This is a genomic window from Serratia sp. Je.1.23.a (assembly GCF_051129805.1).
In the GTDB taxonomy this organism is placed as follows: Bacteria; Pseudomonadota; Gammaproteobacteria; order Enterobacterales; family Enterobacteriaceae; genus Serratia; species Serratia liquefaciens.
In genome coordinates this window covers 411,328-430,680 of record NZ_JBCPSR010000003.1, presented here as the reverse complement: position 1 = coordinate 430,680, position 19,353 = coordinate 411,328, and the positions used below count along the sequence as shown (strand labels likewise).

At 56.3% G+C, this 19,353-nt stretch carries 17 protein-coding genes; 7 read left to right on the top strand and 10 right to left on the bottom strand.

Features of this window, described 5'->3' with window-relative positions; all coding sequences use genetic code 11:
* Positions 1-92 precede the first annotated feature (92 nt).
* From purC to ypfH, 4 genes are all read left to right on the top strand, one after another.
* The gene (gene purC / locus AAZT04_RS14275) at positions 93-806 is read left to right on the top strand and encodes a phosphoribosylaminoimidazolesuccinocarboxamide synthase (RefSeq protein ID WP_020828051.1); all 714 of its coding nucleotides are present in this window, start codon (positions 93-95) and stop codon (positions 804-806) included.
* Positions 807-1,241: 435 nt separating this feature from the next.
* The gene (gene ypfJ / locus AAZT04_RS14270) at positions 1,242-2,108 is read left to right on the top strand and encodes a KPN_02809 family neutral zinc metallopeptidase (RefSeq protein WP_012146218.1); all 867 of its coding nucleotides are present in this window, start codon (positions 1,242-1,244) and stop codon (positions 2,106-2,108) included.
* Between the two features lie 54 nt (positions 2,109-2,162).
* On the top strand, positions 2,163-4,175 hold the full coding sequence (locus AAZT04_RS14265) for a tRNA(Met) cytidine acetyltransferase TmcA (protein WP_129983475.1): 2,013 nt from the start codon (positions 2,163-2,165) through the stop codon (positions 4,173-4,175).
* A 117-nt stretch (positions 4,176-4,292) separates the two neighbouring features.
* Positions 4,293-4,982, top strand: coding sequence for an esterase (ypfH, locus tag AAZT04_RS14260; protein WP_129983474.1), 690 nt, complete (start codon positions 4,293-4,295; stop codon positions 4,980-4,982).
* Between the two features lie 28 nt (positions 4,983-5,010).
* Here the strand turns inward: ypfH and AAZT04_RS14255 are convergent, their stop codons facing one another.
* Genes AAZT04_RS14255 through AAZT04_RS14240 form a run of 4 tightly spaced genes read right to left on the bottom strand, consistent with a single transcriptional unit; the run spans position 5,011 to position 7,359 of the window.
* Complete coding sequence (locus AAZT04_RS14255; RefSeq protein WP_020828048.1) at positions 5,011-5,196, bottom strand: YpfN family protein; 186 nt, start codon at positions 5,194-5,196, stop codon at positions 5,011-5,013.
* 2 nt (positions 5,197-5,198) lie between these two features.
* Positions 5,199-5,873, bottom strand: coding sequence for a M15 family metallopeptidase (locus tag AAZT04_RS14250; protein WP_129941465.1), 675 nt, complete (start codon positions 5,871-5,873; stop codon positions 5,199-5,201).
* Complete coding sequence (gene dapE / locus AAZT04_RS14245; protein WP_129983472.1) at positions 5,870-6,997, bottom strand: succinyl-diaminopimelate desuccinylase; 1,128 nt, start codon at positions 6,995-6,997, stop codon at positions 5,870-5,872. Before dapE ends, AAZT04_RS14250 begins: the two co-directional genes overlap by 4 nt.
* Entirely contained in the window at positions 6,994-7,359 is a 366-nt protein-coding gene (locus AAZT04_RS14240) for an ArsC family reductase (RefSeq protein WP_046374994.1), read from the bottom strand. The genes dapE and AAZT04_RS14240 overlap by 4 nt, the downstream gene beginning before the upstream one ends.
* A 230-nt stretch (positions 7,360-7,589) precedes the next feature.
* On the opposite strand from AAZT04_RS14240, the gene AAZT04_RS14235 reads away from it, so the two are divergent.
* Positions 7,590-8,015, top strand: a complete 426-nt coding sequence (locus AAZT04_RS14235) for a GNAT family N-acetyltransferase (RefSeq protein WP_129983511.1) — start codon at positions 7,590-7,592, stop codon at positions 8,013-8,015.
* A gap of 12 nt (positions 8,016-8,027) precedes the next feature.
* On the opposite strand, the gene AAZT04_RS14230 is transcribed toward AAZT04_RS14235, so the two are convergent.
* The 5 genes from AAZT04_RS14230 to AAZT04_RS14210 form a co-directional block, all read right to left on the bottom strand.
* Entirely contained in the window at positions 8,028-8,636 is a 609-nt protein-coding gene (locus tag AAZT04_RS14230) for a GNAT family N-acetyltransferase (protein ID WP_020828043.1), read from the bottom strand.
* 31 nt (positions 8,637-8,667) lie between these two features.
* Positions 8,668-9,099: a GNAT family N-acetyltransferase gene (locus tag AAZT04_RS14225; protein WP_046372961.1), complete on the bottom strand. Its 432-nt coding sequence runs from the start codon at positions 9,097-9,099 to the stop codon at positions 8,668-8,670.
* Positions 9,100-9,108: 9 nt separating this feature from the next.
* On the bottom strand, positions 9,109-9,588 hold the full coding sequence (locus AAZT04_RS14220) for a tetratricopeptide repeat protein (RefSeq protein ID WP_020828041.1): 480 nt from the start codon (positions 9,586-9,588) through the stop codon (positions 9,109-9,111).
* A 133-nt stretch (positions 9,589-9,721) separates the two neighbouring features.
* Positions 9,722-11,893, bottom strand: coding sequence for a TonB-dependent siderophore receptor (locus tag AAZT04_RS14215; RefSeq protein ID WP_129983471.1), 2,172 nt, complete (start codon positions 11,891-11,893; stop codon positions 9,722-9,724).
* 9 nt (positions 11,894-11,902) lie between these two features.
* Entirely contained in the window at positions 11,903-12,973 is a 1,071-nt protein-coding gene (locus AAZT04_RS14210; RefSeq protein WP_434680584.1) for a YncE family protein, read from the bottom strand.
* Positions 12,974-13,367: 394 nt separating this feature from the next.
* Between AAZT04_RS14210 and AAZT04_RS14205 the strand changes: the two genes are divergently transcribed.
* Positions 13,368-15,407: a TonB-dependent receptor domain-containing protein gene (locus tag AAZT04_RS14205; RefSeq protein ID WP_048762771.1), complete on the top strand. Its 2,040-nt coding sequence runs from the start codon at positions 13,368-13,370 to the stop codon at positions 15,405-15,407.
* Positions 15,408-15,645: 238 nt separating this feature from the next.
* Positions 15,646-15,705, top strand: a complete 60-nt coding sequence (ypfM, locus tag AAZT04_RS14200; protein WP_100396732.1) for a protein YpfM — start codon at positions 15,646-15,648, stop codon at positions 15,703-15,705.
* Positions 15,706-15,974: 269 nt separating this feature from the next.
* Here the strand turns inward: ypfM and acrD are convergent, their stop codons facing one another.
* A complete protein-coding gene (gene acrD, locus AAZT04_RS14195; protein ID WP_046372965.1) occupies positions 15,975-19,088 on the bottom strand; it encodes a multidrug efflux RND transporter permease AcrD in 3,114 nt (1,037 codons plus the stop codon).
* Positions 19,089-19,353 lie beyond the last annotated feature (265 nt).

Here is a 19,353-nt window from a genome sequence, read left to right as displayed (position 1 = left end):
CCTGCCGCCTTGCTGTAACTCCAATTATTTTGGGTATATCACGCCTGTGTGTTAAAGCATTTTTAAAACAATTCTTTATTGGAGTATGTAAGATGCAAAAGCTAGCTGAGTTGTATCGCGGAAAGGCAAAAACCGTCTACACCACCGAAAACCCTGATTTGCTGGTGTTGGAGTTCCGCAACGATACGTCAGCACTGGATGGTCAGCGCATTGAGCAGTTCGATCGCAAAGGCATGGTGAACAACAAGTTTAACCATTTCATTATGAGCAAACTGGAAGAGGCCGGCATCCCGACGCAAATGGAACGCCTGCTGTCAGACAACGAAGTGCTGGTGAAGAAGTTGGACATGGTGCCGGTCGAATGCGTGATCCGCAACCGCGCTGCCGGTTCACTGGTGAAGCGTCTGGGCATCGAAGAAGGCCTGGTACTGAACCCGCCGCTGTTCGACCTGTTCCTGAAAAACGATGCCATGCACGATCCGATGGTCAACGAATCCTACTGTGAAACCTTCGGCTGGGTGAACAAAGAGCACCTGGCGCGTATGCGCGAGCTGAGCTACAAGGCAAACGACGTGCTGAGCAAGCTGTTTGACGACGCGGGCCTGATCCTGGTCGACTTCAAGCTGGAGTTCGGCCTGTTCAACGGTGAAGTGGTGCTGGGCGATGAGTTCTCGCCGGACGGCAGCCGCCTGTGGGATAAAAACACCCTGGACAAGATGGATAAAGACCGCTTCCGCCAGAGCCTGGGTGGCTTGATCGAAGCCTATGAAGAAGTGGCCCGTCGCATCGGCGTCAAGCTCGACTAAGCGTTGTCGCGCTCTACGGGGTCATCCGGCCCCGTCAGATTTTGACAAAGGGGGATAAAGCGTGGTTTTTCCCCCTTTGTGTTATCAGCCGAAAATCAATAAATTGATTTTCCAGATTTATTTTCAAAACCTTTAGCGCCTGCCGCCAAACATTCTCTGTTTGTCAGCAGTCTCACGGAGCCATTCGGCCCGTTAACTTCCCGCAATATTTCTCTCTGACTGCATTTCCGGAAAAATTCTACATTTCCTCCGCTGCTCAGCACTTATAATGATAATACCCGGCATACTTGAAGCTGCATCTGTGTTGGCTGCACTCGTTCACCCGAATCACTTACTTGAGTAAGTTCATCGGGATTCACTCATTTGCCGCCTTGATGCAACTCCAATTATTTTGGGTATTGCGTACAATGACAAAAACCTATCTGGAGTTTATTTATGCGTTGGCAAGGGCGTCGGGAAAGTGACAATGTTGAGGATCGTCGCGGGCAGTCTTCAGGTCTGGGTGGCGGTGGTGGCGGCTTTCGTGTTCCTCGCGGCAAAGGCGGTATCGCCATTCTGGTGGTGGTGTTGGTGGCCGGCTATTACGGCATCGATCTCTCGCCGCTGTTGAACGGTGGGGACGTGAGCCCGCAAACTCAGCAACAAAGCGCCAGCATCAGTCCAAAAGACGATGAACTGGCTAAATTTACCTCGGTGGTGCTGGCGTCTACCGAAGATAACTGGAAAGAAGTTTTCCAGCGTATGGGCAAAACCTATCAGCCACCCAAACTGGTGATGTATCGTGGCGTAACGCGCACCAGTTGCGGTACAGGCCAGGCGGCGATGGGGCCGTTCTATTGCCCGGGTGACAAAACGGTGTATATCGACCTGTCGTTCTATCAGGATATGAAAACCAAGCTGGGTGCCGGCGGTGACTTTGCCCAGGCCTACGTGGTGGCGCACGAAGTCGGCCACCATGTGCAGAACCTGCTGGGTATCGAGCCGAAAGTGCGCCAAATGCAGCAGGGTGCCAGCCAGGCGGAAGTGAACCGCCTGTCGGTAAAAATGGAACTGCAGGCGGACTGCTTTGCCGGCGTGTGGGGCAAATACGCCGAGAAACAGCAGATGTTGGAAGAGGGCGACTTGCAGGCGGCATTGAACGCCGCGCAGGCGATCGGCGATGACCGTTTGCAGCAGCAAGGGCAGGGACGGGTGGTGCCAGACAGCTTCACCCACGGTACTTCGCAGCAGCGCTACACCTGGTTTAAACAGGGCTTCGACAGCGGCGATCCGAACACCTGCAATACCTTCGCATCCCGTTAACATGCCATGCCGGAGCCTGACTCCGGCATTTTTTTCAGGTCTGGATCCACGGTTATGTTACTGGCAATGCAACAAATTATGCAGCAGCAGGGCATCAGGCGCCTGCTGGTGATCAGTGGCGAGCCGCAATGGTGTCGCCAGCAGGCGCTACAACTGGCGAGTACCCTGCCGGGTGACTGGCCGTGGGTAGGGGAAAACCCGCCGCCGGGCCTGCAGGCATTGGCGAGCGGTGCGGTGCGGACGCTGCTGGGGCAAGAGCGCCAGCACGCGGTATTTGATGCGACGAAAGGGCTGGACGTTGAAGCTCTGGCCGCGCTGTCGGGCACGCTGCGAGCCGGCAGTTGGCTGCTGTTGCTGACGCCGCCGTGGCAGCAGTGGCCTCAGCAACCGGATGACGACAGCCTGCGCTGGAGCGATTGCCCACAACCGATCACCACCCTAAATTTTATTCATCATCTGCAGCGGCATCTGACGGCGGACAGCGAAGTCACCGTCTGGCGGCAGGGTGAGGCGCTGACGCTGGCGCCATTGCCGCTGCGTCCGCAATGGCAGGCACCAGACGGCCAACCCACCGCCGAGCAGCAGCGGCTGCTGGCGCAATTACTGAGCGCGGCATCGGGCATTTGGGTTTTGACCGCTGCACGCGGGCGCGGCAAGTCAACGGTAGCGGGGATGCTGGTGGCGAACACCTCGCACACCTGCTGGTTGGTCGGACCGAGCCGCGCCGCTACCGAAGTCGCCGCCGAATGGGCGCAGGGACGTGCGCAATTCTGGGCACCGGATGCGCTGTTGGCCCATTGCCGCGAACAGGACGTCAGCGACGTTGGGTGGTTGCTGGTGGACGAAGCGGCGGCGATACCTGGCCCACTGTTGCAGCAGTTGGTGAGCTATTTCCCGCGCGTTTTGCTGACCACCACGGTGCAGGGTTATGAAGGCACCGGCCGGGGTTTTTTACTGAAATTCTGCGCCGGACTGCCCGCGTTCCAGCCATTGGGGTTAGATCAACCGATGCGTTGGGCGCAGGGCGATGCGCTGGAGCGCATTATAGATAACGCGCTGCTGTTTAACGAGCAACCCTGCTGGCAGGTAACGGATAAGCCGGTGAGCATCAGCGGGGCTGAGCAAGCCATGCTGTGCGCCGATCCGCAAAGGTTAGCGCGTTTTTACGCTTTGTTGAGCAGTGCCCATTACCGTACTTCACCACTGGATTTACGGCGGTTGATGGATGCGCCGGGCATGCACTTTGGTTTGGCTCAGGTAGACGATGAGGTTGTCGGCGCCCTGTGGCTGGTGGAGGAAGGCGGACTGAGCGCCGAACTGGCACACGAAGTCTGGGCTGGTCGACGGCGTCCGCGTGGCAACCTGGTGGCACAATCGCTGGCGGCGCACGGGGGGCAATGGTGGGCACCTACGCTACGTTCGCGGCGCATCACCCGCATTGCGGTGTTACCCGCACTGCGTCAACAGGGCATTGCCCGCGATCTCATTGCTCAGCAGCGCCAGCAAGCACAGGGGCTGGATTATCTCTCGGTCAGCTTTGGCTATACCGAGCCGCTGTGGCGTTTCTGGCAATCTTGCGGTTTTGAACTGGCTCGCATCGGCAGCAAGACGGAGGCCAGCAGTGGTTGTTACACCGTGATGGCGATCCTGCCGCTGAGCGAACAGGGCGAGGCGTTGCGCCATGCCGCCCATAAACACCTGGCACGTGACTGGCGCTGGTTGCAGCCGTGTATTGATCTGCAAATAGAGATCCCCGGAGACGACGGCGATACGCAGCTAGGGGAGGACGACTGGCGTGAGCTGGCAGGATTTGCCTTCGCGCATCGGCCGCTGGAGGCCAGTCTGGGGGCACTGCAACGCTTACTGTTGGCCAGTACGCTATCATTGCCCGCTCTGCGGATGCATCTGCAGCAGTCGCTGGCGCCGGCAGTCTGCGTGGCACGGCTAGGGTTTAGCGGGCAGAAAGCCTTGCTGCGCCGCTGGCGACACGAGGCAGGACTGGCGCTCGAACAGCTGGATGCGCAGCACGGTCTGCGCTGGAAAGCGTGGGCCCAGTCGTTGCAATAAATTGAAGATGTTGCTCAATAAAACCCGATTTTCCTGATTTCTCAGCGGCGTATAGTAGCTGGCAGAAACCGGGGCATCTGGCGCCGGACAGGATCTTAATCACACGAGGAGTCACCGATGAAACATGAGCATTTCGTTGTCCAGAGCCCGGCAACACCGGCTGCGCAGCTGATCCTGCTGTTTCACGGTGTCGGCGATACCCCGGTGGCAATGGGGGAAATTGGCCGTTATTTCGCTAAAGAATTCCCGCAGGCGCTGGTGGTCAGCGTGGGTGGCCCCTCTGCTTTTGGTAACGGCAGCGGCCGCCAGTGGTTTTCAGTGCAGGACGTCACCGAAGAAAACCGCGTTGAGCGCATTGCCGAAGTGATGCCACTGTTTATTGAAACCGTGCGTTACTGGCAGCAACACAGCGGCGTGAATGACGCCGGCACGGCGTTGGTGGGCTTCTCTCAGGGGTCTATCATGGCGCTGGAAGCCCTGAAGGCGGAACCTAAATTGGCCGGCCGCGTGGTGGCTTTCAGCGGGCGCTTTGCCAGTCTGCCCGACCATGCGTTCGGTGACAGCGTGGTGCATTTGATCCACGGTGAGCAGGATGCGGTGATTTCAGTGCAACATGCCCAGGCGGCGGCGGAAAGGCTGCAGGCCAACGGCGTCGATTTTACGCTGGATGTGGAAGAGGGCGTGGGGCATGCCATCAATCAGGACATGATGGACAGCGCGCTTGAACGGCTGCATTACTACGTGCCGCAGCGCTACTGGGAAGAGGCTATGTTCGGCAAGCGCGGCGACTTGATCGCCTTTAAATAAGCTTCAGGGCGCATAATGCGCCCTGATGTCATTTTTTCTTCGGCCAGTCGTCTTCGTCATCCCACTCGGCGTTGTTATCGCGGTGCGGCGGCAGCTTCGGCTTATCGGCCAGATAGCCTTTCACGTCGACGCGGCGTAGTTCTTTGATCCCGCTGATGATCATCCCTACTAGAATCAGCAGGATAATCCACCAGTAGTCAGCTAACCATTCCATATTCACTCCTTTCCTTCAGCGCGTATAAAACGCGAAAATATCGCTGGCAGATGGGCTTCAAGCCATTGAGCACCGGCAATGTCCTTATCTTTCCAGGCCGCCAACAGCAGCGCAGGCGTCAGCAGATGTTCGGCTTCCTGCGCCAGCGGGCGGTAGCTCAGGTGCCAGGGCTCCACCGCCACGCCGTCGCCGTCTTCGGTGAACGGACGATAAAAGCCAAATTCGCCCATGTGTTCCGTCATCCACTGATTGAGCGGGTAAAAGTAACCGCCTTGTTCGTATTCCCACGGCTCCAGCTGCAGCTTTTGCCCTTCGGGCAACAGTGTGGGGTCATAGACATCCAGGTCGCTGCCCCAGTGATGGCGGCTGGCGCCCGGCAAGGCCGACCAACGCAGGATCGCTTCGCAGCGTTCGGCGTCAGACAGCGGCGTGATGTCGATCGGTCGGCTGTCCTTATCTAATACTGGTCGCTCGCCGCAGAATTTTCCATTCCAGATCGCCTGTTGCCGTTCAAAATCGCGAAATGTGCTGGCGGGTTGCAGATTGAACCCGGCGGCGTGCGCCGCTTGCTGCATGGCGAGAAACGCGGCCACTGCGGCAGGCTGCATGCGGTGGTTACCGCTTAGCGGCGCCAGATGGTCGGTCGAGCGCCCGGTCAGCATTTCTGGCGTGATCATGCGATCAATTGCTCCATGATGCGTTGATACATGCGGCTCAGCAGTTGCAGATCGGCCGCGTGTACGCATTCGTTAACCTTATGGATGGTGGCGTTTACCGGGCCCAGCTCAACCACTTGCGCCCCCATCTGGGCGATGAAGCGACCGTCTGAAGTCCCGCCGGTGGTCAGCAACTGCGGCGTCAGCTCAGAATAATGTTCGACGGCATTAACCACCGCATCCACCAATGCGCCGCGCGCAGTGAGGAACGGCTGACCAGACAGACGCCATTCGATGCTGTAGTTCAGTTGATGACGCTCGAGCAGCTCTTCCACGCGTTGTTTGATCGTCGCATCGGTCGATTCGGTGCTGAAACGGAAGTTGAACTGGACGAACATCTCACCGGGGATCACGTTGTTGCTGCCGGTACCGGCCTGCACGTTGGCGATCTGCATGCTGGTCGGCGGGAAGAATTCATTGCCGCGATCCCATTCTATCGCCACCAGCTCATTAAGCGCCGGCATGGCGCGATGTACCGGGTTATCCGCCAGGTGCGGGTAGGCGACGTGGCCCTGAATGCCGTGGATGTGCAGGTTTGCGGTGATAGAGCCACGACGGCCGTTTTTCACCACGTCACCAACGCGTTCGGTACTGGACGGCTCGCCGACCAGACAGTAATCCAGACGCTCGTTGCGTGCCATCAGGGCTTCGACCACTTTCACCGTGCCGTGGGTTGCGCTGGCCTCTTCATCGGAGGTGATCAGGAATGCCAGGCGCCCCTGATGGTACGGATTGGCGGCCACAAAGCGCTCGGCCGCCACTACCATGGCTGCCAACGAACCTTTCATGTCCGCCGCGCCGCGGCCATACAGCATGCCGTCGCGGATGGTCGGTTCAAACGGCGGGTTGTCCCAGCGTTTTTCGTCGCCGGTCGGCACCACGTCGGTGTGGCCGGCAAATGCCAGAGTTTGCCCCTCGCCACGCCAGGCCCAAAAATTCAGGGTATCGCCGAAAGGCATAGGCTCAACGGTGAAGCCGATGGCTTCAAGACGTTCAATCATCAACGCCTGACAGCCTTCGTCGTGCGGGCTGAGGGAAGGACGTTTGATCAGTTGTTGGGCCAGTTCGATTACCGGGCAAGTCATGCTGCCACCTCGGAAATAAATTGCTGATAGCTGTCGGCGTTGAAACCGAGCAGAGCATGCCCCTTGCCGTCGCTCAGCAGCGGGCGCTTGATGATGGCCGGCTGGGCCAGCATCAGTTCGATGGCCGCATCGGCATTATCGCAGGCGTTGCGCTGCGCTTCGTCCAGTTTGCGCCAGGTGGTGCCGCGAGTGTTCAGCAGCGGTTCCCAGCCCAAAAGTTCGACAAAACCACGCAGTTGCTGTTCGTCCAGCCCGTCGGCGCGGTAGTCGTGAAAGTGATAAGCCACGCCCTGTTCTTCCAGCCAGCGGCGTGCTTTTTTGATGGTGTCACAATTTTTGATGCCGTACATGGTCAACGTCATGGAGTAAGAACCTTCTCTGCAACCCACACCGGCGCGTGTGGCCGGTGGTAAACCGCCGGGGCGGTGAAATGAAAACCAGCGACCAGCATGCCGAAAAATGGCGGGGAGTTCCACCGTCCAATGGCCTGAAAGCCGGGGAAAAGCTGAAAAAAAACGGCGCGCATTTATTGCGGCGGATTTTGCTAATCTTAGTGCGCTATTCAGTCACCCTACATAAGAAGAAGATGAGCATGGAAAAATACCTGATTGAAGTTGCCGAAAATGCGACGGAAGAAATAGAAGCCCTGATCGAAGCCGGGCTGAATCAATATAACGACGAGATAACCGGCACCAACGATCGTCACCCGTTGGCGGTGGTGGTGCGAGATCCGGCCAGCGGTGAAGTGTTGGGCGGCATCAGCGGACGTTCATCGTTGGGCATGCTGTTTGTGGATCTGTTTCATTTGCCAAAATCGCTGCGCGGATCGGGGTTGGGCAGCGAACTGCTGCGCCGTTTCGAGCTGGAAGGGCGGCGCAGAGGCTGCGTTTCCGCCGTGCTGTACACCATCAGCTTTCAGGCGCCGAAGTTTTATGAATTGAACGGCTGGACGCGCTTTGGTGAGGTGCCCTGCCTGCCGGCGGGCACCAGCCGCGTTTTCATGATGAAGACGCTGTAGCTTAGCGGACCGTTACTCGTCTCTGACCTGTCGCAACTTATAACCCAGGTTCTTTTTCACCATCGGCCATTCGTGGTCGATGATGGAGAAAACCACCGTATCCCGATAGCTGCCATCCGCATTTTTCTGGTGATTCCGGAGGACTCCGTCTTGCTTGGCACCCAGTCGTGCGATAGCTGCTCTGGAAGCCTGGTTGTGCCAGTGAGTGCGAAACTCAACGGCAATCACCGCCAGAGAGTCAAACAGATAACTGAGCAGCAGTAGTTTGCACTCGGTGTTGACGGTGGTTTTTTGATGACTCTTGGCATACCAGGTGTAGCCAATTTCAACGCGACGGTTTTGCGCATCGGCATGACAAACACGGGTGGTACCGATGATTTTTTGCGTGGCGTTGTGCACGACGACGAACGGCAACGCTCGTCCTGCGGCCTGTTCACTCAAGGCAAAGTCGATGTAATCTGAGACGGTATTTTCTGTGGGTACCGAGGTAAACCAAAGTTCCCAAAGGCGTCCGTCGGCGGCTGCCTGTACCAGGGGCTGCGCATGCTCTCTACGCAGTGGGAGCAGGCTGACGTTGTCGCTTTTCAGCTCGGTTTCACCAAGCCAGCATAGGTCAGACATATTCTGCAACTTTCCTCGTTAAATTGACTGTTTAGCGGACATAGCCATTCTGCTCCAGGCGTTCCAAAGCCACGCTGTCAGCATAGACCATGCCGGTGGTCAGCTCGCGGAAGCGGTATTTTTTATAGAATGCCAGCTTGTCGGGAACCGAGTAGATAAACACTTTGCCGAGCGGCGCCAAATCCTGCATCACCCGATCCATCAGCTGTCGCCCCAGTCCTAGCCCCTGAAAGTCCGGATGGATTGCCACGTCGGCCAAATAGGCTACCGAGGTCATGTCGCTGATGGCATGGGCGGTGGCCATCAATCGGCCGTCGCGATAGCCCCAGTAGCAAAATTGGCTGTGTTGGTAAACGCGCTGCAGCACCTGCGGGTCACGTTGGCCCAGCCCTGCAGTCTCCAACAGCGCGGCCAATTGCGACCAGTCGACGCCATAGCGATTTGGATCGGTGACAATTTCCATGTTTTCCTCCTAGCCGATACGGTCCAGATCGGCAGCGTATTGGCGAATGGCGCGCTGATAACTGCTGATGTCGCTGTGTGAGGAGGTTTCCGCTAACAGCACCAACAAATCGGCCACCGCCTGTTTGGTTTCACCCAGGTTGTACAGCGTCATGGCGCGAAACAGGGTGATCTCTTTGGCCTCGGGAAATTCGGCCAACCCCTGGTCGAAGGTGGCCAGCGATTGCTGATACAGGCCAAGCGCCCGATAGGTGCTGCCCAGGCCAAGCCAGGCTTCCTGTCGCTGCGGAGCCGGTAAATTGCGCGCCAGCGCAGCCTGGTAGCAGGGAATTGCCTGTTGCTCGAATCCTTGCACGTCGTACAAACAGGCTAATTGGTAGTGCAGCACCGCGTCTTCCGGTTGTTGCAGCAACTGCTGCTGCGCCAGTTCGGTGGCGTCTTGATAGCGGCCCAGCTCTTTCAGTTGTTCGATGGTCAGCGTAGGGGACATGACATGGCCTCAGAGAAATGGGGGTTTTTTATACCTTTGGCACGCTACTACGGAAGAATTCATCATACAAGGGATATAGCGGTTAGAAATAAATCGGCCCCGTTATCCGGGGCCGTTTAATACTGTAGTGCGATCAGAACTCGTGCTTCAGCGTCACCATAACGTTACGTGGCTCGCCATAGTTGCGGGTGCTGTAGAAATTCACCTGCGAGTAGTATTTCTCGTCGAATACGTTGTTCAGGTTCAACTGCACCGAGGTTTGCGGCGTCAGCTTGTAACGCGCCATCGCATCGACCAGCACGTAGGACCCTTGCTCGGCTTTGCGCTCGACAAATTCACCGTTGCTGGCGCCCTGGACGTTGGCATAAACATTACTCTGCCAGCGTGCGCCACCGCCCAGCGTCAGATCGCGCAGCGCACCCGTCAACTGATAGGTGGTGAACAGAGTGATGCGGGTGCGGGGCTGCTCGGTGTTGAGATCAACCTTATCCTTGTCCTTCAAGGAGAAATGGGTGATGCCCAACTGGGCATTCCAGCCCTGCGCCAGTTCACCGCTCAGCTCGAACTCCACCCCTTTGCTGGTTGCGCCCTGACTCTCATGATAGGTCTGTTGCAGCGCGTTGATGTTTTCCGGATTTTCATCCAGTACGCCCAGATTATCCTGAGTAATGCGGAACGCCGACAGCGAAACGTTGAGACGCTCATCCAGCAGCGCGGCCTTGATGCCCACCTCTTTGTTGACCCCTTCGATCGGCGCCAGATAGTGGCCGCTGCTGTCGAGATAGTTCTGGTCCTTGAAGATGTCGGTGTAGCTGGCATAGGCAGAGACCTGATCGGTCAGCTTATACACCGCCCCCAGGAACGGAGTCACTTTGTTCGCCGTGGTGGTGGTGGTGTTTTTAAAGCTGTTGAAGCGGGCACCGAGCACCAGATCCAGTTGATCCGTCACCGAGAAGTCGGCGCTGCTGTAAATCCCGATTTGCCGCGTACGGAAATCCTGCTGCGGCATTTTGTCTGACCACGCAGGTTCACCCAGGCCGCCGTTCCAGTCCTTCAGGCTGCCGCTAAACAGCTGTGTGGTACTGGCACTGCGATAGGTGCTGTAGCTGTGTTGCCAGGCGGAGGAACTGCCCACCACAAACTTGTGGGTGCGGCCCAGCAGTGAAAAGTCCCCGTTCAGCTTCAGGTCTACCGCGTGCTGATCCCGATAGCCTTCATAGCGCCCGGCGTAAGGGGTTGAAGGCTTCACCGCCCAGGTGTCCGGGTCGATCAGGCCGCCGAGGCTCATCGCCATTTTGGCATCGAAGGCCTGACGGTTGTGGGTGTAGTTGGCTACGCCTTTCCAGTCGTTAGCGAACTGGTGTTCCAGCGTGGCGAACTGGGTGCTGAGGGTGGTGTCCCAGCTTGACCAGTCAGAAGCCCCGCTGTAGTGGCGATCCCAGTTGATCTCGCTGCCGTCGCTGAACCAGCCGGTCGGCAGCGCGCCGCCCCAGGTGGAAGCTTTTGGCCGGTTTTGCTGATAGTCAGCCCCCAGACGCAGCAGGGTGGCGCTGGTCAGGTCAGCTTCCAACGTCCCGTAGACCGTTCCTTTGCGTTCTTGATGGCGATCCATGAAAGAGTGGCTGCGTTCACCGGAGGCAGCGACGCGCACCCTGACGGTACCTTCCTCATTGAGCGGGGTACCGGCATCGATCGTGGTGCGATAGTGATCCCAGGAACCGGCCGAAAGCTCGGTACGGGCAAAAGGAGAAAGGCTGGAGGCTTTTTTCCTGACCAGATTGATCGCAGCGCCCGGGTTTCCGACGCCGTTCAACAATCCTGCCGCACCCCTGACGATCTCCACGTGATCGAGCGTGATCGAGTCAATTTCGGATTCCCCGCCGGAATAGCCCGAGTCAAAGAACGTGGGGATACCATCGTATTGATAGCTGTCCACGCTGAAACCACGGTAGTTGAACGAAGAACGTTCACTATCGTAATTGCTTTCACTCACGCCGGTAGACCAGCGCAGAATTTCCTTCAGCGAGTTGGCATTGAGATCGTCAATCAATTGGCGCGAGATCACCGAAACCGACTGTGGCGTATCCTTAATGCTCAACGGCAACCCGGTTGCCGTGGTCATCTGTTTGGTGGTGTAGGAGCCGGTATTCTCGGTGCTGCCGTCATCGCTGAAGGGGGACGCGACCACCTCCAGGGTTTCTTCTTTTTGGCTGTGGGCGGTCTGCTCGGTGCCTGCCGCCTGCGCCATCATCACCGGGACACACAACAGTGCGCCGCCGGAGAGGCGAATCATAAAACTAGCCATGGAGATGCCTCACAATCCGCCAAGATCAATCTTGATCAGGTAATCCTGTTTTTTCTCCATCTCTTCCTTGGACTGCTTGATGCTGGCGAACAGCTGCTGGCCGTCGGAAGAAAGCGCCAGGCTGTTAGGCAATGCATGGGTAGTGATGCTGTTTTTCACCTGATAGCTGTTGCTGTCGACGATGCTGATGCGCTTGGCTTCACGGTGAGTGATGTAGATCTCGCTGCGCAGCGGGTTAAATAGCACCGCCAGAGAATTGATTACGTCAATCTGGTGCAGGATTTTCCCGCTGTTGACGTCCACGACCAGGACGTTTGGCAGATCCGGATCGGTGATAAACGCACGGCCGGTTTTGCTGTCCAGAGCGACATTGAGGAAGAAGTGTTTCTTGGTCGGTTCGACCACCACGCGTTTGAGGATCTTATGGCTGGTGGCGTCCAGCGTAATCAGTTCGCCACGGCCGTTAACGCAGTAGATATGGCCGCGTTCACTGTCCAGCGCAATGCCGGTCGGGTATTCACCCATGTTGCCCAGCGTGGCAATTTTTTCCCGCTTGGCGGTATCGATGACCCACAGCACGCCTTTTTGCGCCGTGCCGGAAACATAAAGGCGCTGATTTTTCTTATCGAGCAGCAGTTCGCGCGTCGGGACAAACTGATCGTCTTTCACGCTTTCATTGAGTTGAATAGTCGCGAGTTCTTTACCGATCTGGGTATCGATCACCGTGACTGAGCCGTCGACGGTGTTGCCGATGTACAACAGATGGCGCTGCTCATCCAATGCGGTGGCGAAGGCGCGTCGCTTAGTGACGATATTGGCGTCGGTGGCCAGTGTGGCGGGGTTGACTCTAAAGACGATACCGCCGTTTTTTTCTTTGGCGAAGGAAGGCGTAGAGGCGGCAAACAGGGTGTTGCTGGTGCCATCAAAAGCCAGTTCATACAGGCCGTGCCCGACCGGTTTGGTTTGAAATTGACTCTCGGGAAGGTCAGCGGCCAGCGTTGAACAAGACAACAGCAGCACGGCAGACGCCAGGGCGCTGAGGGAGAAACCTTTGCCTGAAGTGGACAGGTGCATCTTCATATACATTCCTTTACATCAGTTTACGATTCGCCGATGCTAATGATATTGATTATTAATATCAATATCATTTAATTAATCATATGAAGATATGGTTGTTTCGCATTGAAATATAATGATTTATTAAATATCCCTTATAAAATCATGTTATTGAATGGCGATGTTTCCGGTATGTTTAAACTATGTAATGATTTTCATTTCGTTTTAATGTTTGAAAATATCCGCTATATTCGCCCGGCGACTGTTAAGAAGTGTAAATAAAAAATCATAACGACAGATCGTTATGGCGACGCTCGTGGTGGCATTGATGCCGTACTGCGTTTTATTGCGTCAGCCGTTTTGGGAAGGCTTTGTGGGCGACAACACCCACCGGAAACAGGCTTTATTAGGAAAGGAAATGATCAATCAACCCTCCATGGGAAAGGGCTCCCGCATCGCCACGGCCATTGCGCTGGCTTTGATGTGCGCACCCCAGGTTTACGCACAGGAAGGCGGGACAGAAAAAGACAAGGATGCCTTGCAAGAGGATCAGGTCGTGGTGACCGCCTCCGGGTTCAAGCAGAACAAAAAATATGCCCCCGCCAGTATCTCCGTCATCGATAAAAAGACCTTCGAAAAGCAGAACAGCCGGGATGTCGCCGAAGCGGTGCAGGATGTCTCCGGGGTGTTCGTCAGCAACGGGGCCGGGAGCGAAGTGACCGGCGATGTGATGATCCGCGGCATGGACTCGAGTTACACCTCGTTCATGGTCAACAGCATCAAACAAAATACCGGCGAGTCGCGCCCGTATGGTCAGAATATCGGTACCGAAGCCGGTTTTTTACCGCCGCTGGCGGCCATCGACCGCATTGAAGTGATCCGTGGCCCTATGTCATCGTTATACGGTTCCGACTCCATTGGCGGCGTGGTCAACGTGATCACCAAAAAGCCGTTTGGCGTAAGGGAGTGGATTGGCTCGATTGCCGGCAACAGCTTCCTGCAACAGCATCAGGACTTCGGTAACACCCAACAAGCCAATCTGTTTTTGATGGGGCCCTTGGTGCCCGATGTACTGGGCCTCAGCCTGTCGGCGGACTACCTCGATCGCCGTGAAGATGAAAAACCTAACGCCTTCAGCAAAAACAACAAGAAGTCGCTCGACATGACGCTCGGCTTTGCCGCCAATGAAACCAACCTGTTCGATCTGAACCTGGCCAAAGGGGAGAAAAAACGCAGCCGTTCTGCCAAAGGCGGCGGTACGCCGTGGGGCTGGGACTTCGATCGCGATGCTCTGAGCCTGACTCATTCAGGTTGGTACGCGGATGACAGTGTCGCCACCACCAGTTATTTCCAGTACGAGAAAGGCGAATCGGTATATCGCTCCGTCAGCCTGGCCCCGCAGCATATCCAGACCGAAAATTATGTGCTGAATAGCCAGGCTAAACTGAGTTTGGGGGAACATAACCTGACCGTCGGTGCCAATTACAGCCGCGAAACGCTCAATGATGATTTCTACGCCGACAGTAAAAAAGCGCCAGGGATCGATCCGGTAACCAAAATTTCGCGTGATGGGTGGGCACTGTTTGCCGAAGGGCAGTGGAATATCGATGACTTTTCGCTGACAACCTCGGCGCGTATGGACAGGGACAACTACTTCGGCACCCACATCAGCCCGAAACTCTACGGCAACTGGATTTTAGACGAAGCCTGGGCGCTGAAGGGCGGTATCTCTTCCGGCTATAAAAAACCTTCGCTGCGGGAAAACTCGGATCAATTCATTACGCCGCGTGGCAGCAACCCGCCTTATCCCTATCTGTCGGTGGGCAACAGCGAGCTGAAGCCGGAAACCAGCGTGAACACCGAGCTGGGCCTGTACTGGAACAACAACCGTGATTTATCCCTCGACGCCACGGTGTTTTATACCGACTTCAAGGACAAAATCGCAGAAGTTAACATCTGCGAGGCGAGTGAGAATCACCCTTGCGTGGTTAACGGCTATAACGCCGATTCCATTGATAAATATTTCAATATCGGCAAGGCCAATGTCTACGGTGTGGAACTCAATGCCGATTGGCAGGCGACCGATAGTTTGAACCTCAGCGCAAACTATACGTTTAACAAGAGTGAACAGAAAAACGGCATCAACAAGGGTTATGCGCTGAATGACTTCCCGAAACACATGGCCAACTTATCCGCCAAGTGGGCCGCAGCTTCGGCATTGGACGTTTGGTCCAAGGTCAATTATCGCAGCCGCAACGAGGATACCGGTAATCATACCCGCTATAGCGCTTATGCCTTGTTGGATGCCGGCGTGATTTATCGCCTGGATAAGCACACTCAGGTGATGGCCGGCGTGTATAACATCTTGGATACGGCCCCTAAACGCACCACCAATTGGGGCGCTTATCCGCAGCTTGAAGGCCGTCACTACAACCTTGGCCTGCGCGTTGATTTCTAAATCTCGCTGAGTTAAAGCTCCGGCCGCCAGCCAATGGCGGTCGGTTTAGATCTTTTATCTATCTCATTTGCTGGATTGATATCGGAAGGGAATAGCCGTAGTTCTTGCTCGATAAGATAAGTACGAAAATGTGCACTATCCCCTGTTTTCGCGGGTGGCATCGTTCCCGAGGTGCTTCACTTGCTCAAAAAACAGGCGTAGAATTCGCTTCGTCTATTAATTGAGGTTGTGAATTATTATGGTTGATCGTGAGTTGGGAAACTGGAAAGACTTCATCGATGAGATGTTAGGTAACTGACACTGCGGTAAAGTTGATAGCAAGGTTGGTTTATTGGTTGGTCATTGAAACACCTTGGGATCGAGCCTCGGGTTCGAAATAAAGCAGCATCGGTTACCCGACGCTGCTTTTTTATGTCCGTTATTCCCTGGTGTCATCCGTTGTGGTGGCTATATACCCGTCATACTTAAAGCTGCATCTTTGTTGGCTTTCCTCACTCACCCCAGTCACTTACTAGTGTAAGCTCCTGGGGATTCGCTGCGTTGCCGCCTCGATGCAACTCTAATTATTTAGGGTATAGGCTGCTTGCCTGGGAAACGGCGGCGTACCAGCACGAAGAATAATGGCACGAAGAAGATCGCCAGCAGGGTAGCGGAAATCATGCCGCCCATCACCCCGGTGCCCACCGCATGTTGGCTGCCGGAGCCGGCGCCGCTGCTGATGGTCATCGGCAGTACGCCGAAGATAAAGGCCAGCGAGGTCATCAAAATCGGCCGCAGGCGCATGCGCGAGGCTTCCAGCGTGGCCGACATCAAATCTTGCCCTTTTTGATTCAGCTCGTTGGCGAATTCGACGATCAGAATGGCGTTTTTCGCCGACAGCCCGATAATGGTCAGCATCCCCACCTGGAAGTAAACGTCATTCTCCAACCCACGCAGCCAGGTGGCGGCAACGGCACCAATCAGGCCGAGCGGCACCACCAGCATCACCGAGAACGGAATCGACCAGCTTTCATAAAGCGCCGCCAGGCACAGGAACACCACCAGCAGTGAAATGGCGTACAGCGCCGGCGCTTGCGAACCGGAAAGGCGTTCCTGGTAGGACATGGCGGTCCATTCCAGACCGAAGCCGGTCGGTAACTGGCTGACGATTTTCTCCATTTCCGCCATCGCGGTACCGCTACTGACGCCCTCAGCCGCTTCGCCGACAATCTCCAGCGCCGAGTTGCCGTTATAGCGTTCCAGGCGCGGTGAGCCGTATTCCCAATGCGAGGTGGCGAAGGCGGTGAACGGCACCATGCCGCCTGCGCTGTTACGCACGTACCATTTGTCGATGTCGCCGGGCAGCATGCGGAACGGTGCGGCAGCCTGCACATACACCTTCTTCACCCGGCCGCGATCGACAAAGTCGTTGACGTAGGTGGAACCCCAGGCGGTCGACAGCGTGTTGTTGATGTCATCGATGGAGACGCCCAGCGCCTGCGCCTTGCGTTGGTCGATATCGATTTGCAACTGCGGGCTGTCATCCAGGCCATTGTGACGCACCCGTGAAAGCAGGGGATTGGCCGCAGCCAGTTGCAGCAACTGATCGCGTGCCGCCATCAGTTTGTCGTGCCCCTGGCCTGCGTGATCTTCCAGTTCCATATCGAAACCGGATGAGTTGCCCAGGCCGGTGATGGCCGGCGGGCTGCTGGCTATCACCCGAGCCTCGTTAATCTTATTAAACTCATGAGTCGCGCGATCGATGATATCGAAAGAGCTGTTGGCACCTGAGGTGCGCAACTCCCAGTCTTTCAAACGAATAAACATACGCGCCACGTTCTGTCCGTTACCGCCCGGCCCAGCACCGATGGTGGAGAACACCGACAGCACATCTTCTTTTTCTTTGGTCAGGAAGTAGTTTTCCACCTTTTCCACGACCTTGGTGGTTTGCTGCAGGGTCGATCCTGGCGGCAGCTGCACCTGAACGGTGAATACGCCACGGTCCTCCTGAGGCAGGAAGGAGGTCGGCAGCTTGATGAACAGCAGCGCCATCCCGCCGAGCAGCAACACGTAAATCAGCATATAACGCAGGCTGGAATGGAGCACCCGCGCCACACCACGCTCGTAGCGGTCGGCGTTGCGGTTGAACATGCGGTTGAACCAGCCGAAGAAGCCGCGCTTGCCGTGATGGTGGCCTTTGGCAATGGGTTTGAGCAGGGTGGCGCACAGGGCAGGGGTCAGGATCATCGCCACCAGCACCGACAGCACCATGGCGGAAACGATGGTGATGGAGAACTGGCGGTAAATGGCGCCGGTAGTGCCGCCGAAGAACGCCATCGGGATAAATACCGCCGACAGCACCATGGCGATACCGACCAACGCACTCTGGATTTGCCCCATGGATTTGCGCGTAGCTTCCCGTGGCGGCAAGCCTTCTTCGCTCATCACGCGTTCGACGTTTTCCACCACCACGATGGCGTCATCCACCAGCAGCCCGATGGCCAGCACCATGGCGAACATGGTCAGGGTGTTGATACTGAATCCGCAGGCGGAAAGGATGGCAAAGGTGCCCATCAGCACCACCGGTACGGCGATGGTGGGGATCAGCGTGGCGCGGAAATTCTGCAGGAACAGGTACATCACCAGGAACACCAATACAATGGCTTCCAGCAGGGTTTTCACCACGTCTTTGATTGAGGCCTTAACGAACGGGGTGGTTTCATAGGCGACTTTCGCCTCCAGCCCGTGCGGGAAATACTGCGACAGTTCGGCAATCTTGTCTTTAACCAACTGATCGGTTTGCAGCTCGTTGGCCCCGGAGGCCAGCTTGATGTTCATGCCAGCGGCCTGCATACCGTTATAGCGGCTGAGGTAATCGTAGTTTTCGCCACCCAGTTCAATGGTGGAAACATCGCCCAGCGTCACCAGTGAGCCGTCCTGATTGACCCGCAGGGTGATTTGCTTGAATTGTTCTGGCGTTTGCAACTGCGATTGCGCGTTAATGGTGGCGTTGAGCGCCTGCTTGTCGACCGACGGCGTACCGCCAAGCTGGCCGACCGCCACCTGCGCATTCTGCGATTGGATCGCGCTGACCACGTCCTGGGTGGTGAGCTGGTAGCTGTTGAGCTTGTTGGGATCGAGCCAGATGCGCATGGCGTATTGCGAGCCGTAGACGTCCATGCTGCCCACGCCGTTGATACGGCTGAGCGGATCCTGCAGGTTGGAAACGATGTAATCGGCAATGTCCTGCTTGTCCATGCTGCCGTCGGTGGAGACGAAGGCCACCATCATCAGCGTGGTATCGCCGGATTTCGACACCGTCACGCCCTGGGTCTGCACCGCCTGCGGCAGCCGTTTGATAGCCGCCTGCAGCTGGTTTTGCACCTGCTGCATCGCCTCGTTAGGATCGGTGCCGGCCTCAAAGGTCAGCGTGACCGTCGCCCGGCCGGTATTGGTGCTCTGTGACGACATATACATCATGTTGTCCAGGCCGGTCATGTTCTGTTCGATAATTTGGGTGACGGTGTTTTCCAGCGTTTGCGCCGAGGCGCCAGGGTAGTTGGCGCTGATGCGAACGTTTGGCGGCGCGAGGTTAGGGTACTGTTCCACCGGTAACGAAAAAATCGCCAAGGCGCCGGTCAGGCAAAGAATAATTGCCAGAACCCAGGCGAAAATCGGGCGATCAATAAAAAAATTGGCCATGCAGCGCGAACCTCGTTGTGACTTGTTCTATCTTTAAGACGCATCAGAATTGCGTTTATCAGCGGCTGGGAAGGATTCCGGCGCTTATGCACTTTACTCGGGAAGTGGGAGTAAAGCGTGGAGAAAAAAAGGAGATAATGTAAATAACGGTAGGATAAACGCGCAATATTGCCATCATTGCCGTTAAAAACGTCATTAAGACAATTTTATTGCAATCAAGGACCTGACCGCTGGGGTTCCCGCGACGTCATCAGGACTCACCTTA

Coding starts and splice junctions, on each gene's coding strand:
- AAZT04_RS14210 (WP_434680584.1), bottom strand. CDS start 12,973: ATGAAGATGCACCTGTCCACTTCAGGCAAAGGTTTCTCCCTCAGCGCC.
- AAZT04_RS14230 (WP_020828043.1), bottom strand. CDS start 8,636: ATGTCTGACCTATGCTGGCTTGGTGAAACCGAGCTGAAAAGCGACAAC.
- AAZT04_RS14240 (WP_046374994.1), bottom strand. CDS start 7,359: ATGACGTTGACCATGTACGGCATCAAAAATTGTGACACCATCAAAAAA.
- AAZT04_RS14255 (WP_020828048.1), bottom strand. CDS start 5,196: ATGGAATGGTTAGCTGACTACTGGTGGATTATCCTGCTGATTCTAGTA.
- AAZT04_RS14220 (WP_020828041.1), bottom strand. CDS start 9,588: ATGTCCCCTACGCTGACCATCGAACAACTGAAAGAGCTGGGCCGCTAT.
- AAZT04_RS14225 (WP_046372961.1), bottom strand. CDS start 9,099: ATGGAAATTGTCACCGATCCAAATCGCTATGGCGTCGACTGGTCGCAA.
- AAZT04_RS14205 (WP_048762771.1), top strand. CDS start 13,368: ATGATCAATCAACCCTCCATGGGAAAGGGCTCCCGCATCGCCACGGCC.
- ypfJ (WP_012146218.1), top strand. CDS start 1,242: ATGCGTTGGCAAGGGCGTCGGGAAAGTGACAATGTTGAGGATCGTCGC.
- AAZT04_RS14265 (WP_129983475.1), top strand. CDS start 2,163: ATGTTACTGGCAATGCAACAAATTATGCAGCAGCAGGGCATCAGGCGC.
- dapE (WP_129983472.1), bottom strand. CDS start 6,997: ATGACTTGCCCGGTAATCGAACTGGCCCAACAACTGATCAAACGTCCT.
- purC (WP_020828051.1), top strand. CDS start 93: ATGCAAAAGCTAGCTGAGTTGTATCGCGGAAAGGCAAAAACCGTCTAC.
- AAZT04_RS14235 (WP_129983511.1), top strand. CDS start 7,590: ATGGAAAAATACCTGATTGAAGTTGCCGAAAATGCGACGGAAGAAATA.
- AAZT04_RS14215 (WP_129983471.1), bottom strand. CDS start 11,893: ATGGCTAGTTTTATGATTCGCCTCTCCGGCGGCGCACTGTTGTGTGTC.
- AAZT04_RS14250 (WP_129941465.1), bottom strand. CDS start 5,873: ATGATCACGCCAGAAATGCTGACCGGGCGCTCGACCGACCATCTGGCG.
- acrD (WP_046372965.1), bottom strand. CDS start 19,088: ATGGCCAATTTTTTTATTGATCGCCCGATTTTCGCCTGGGTTCTGGCA.
- ypfH (WP_129983474.1), top strand. CDS start 4,293: ATGAAACATGAGCATTTCGTTGTCCAGAGCCCGGCAACACCGGCTGCG.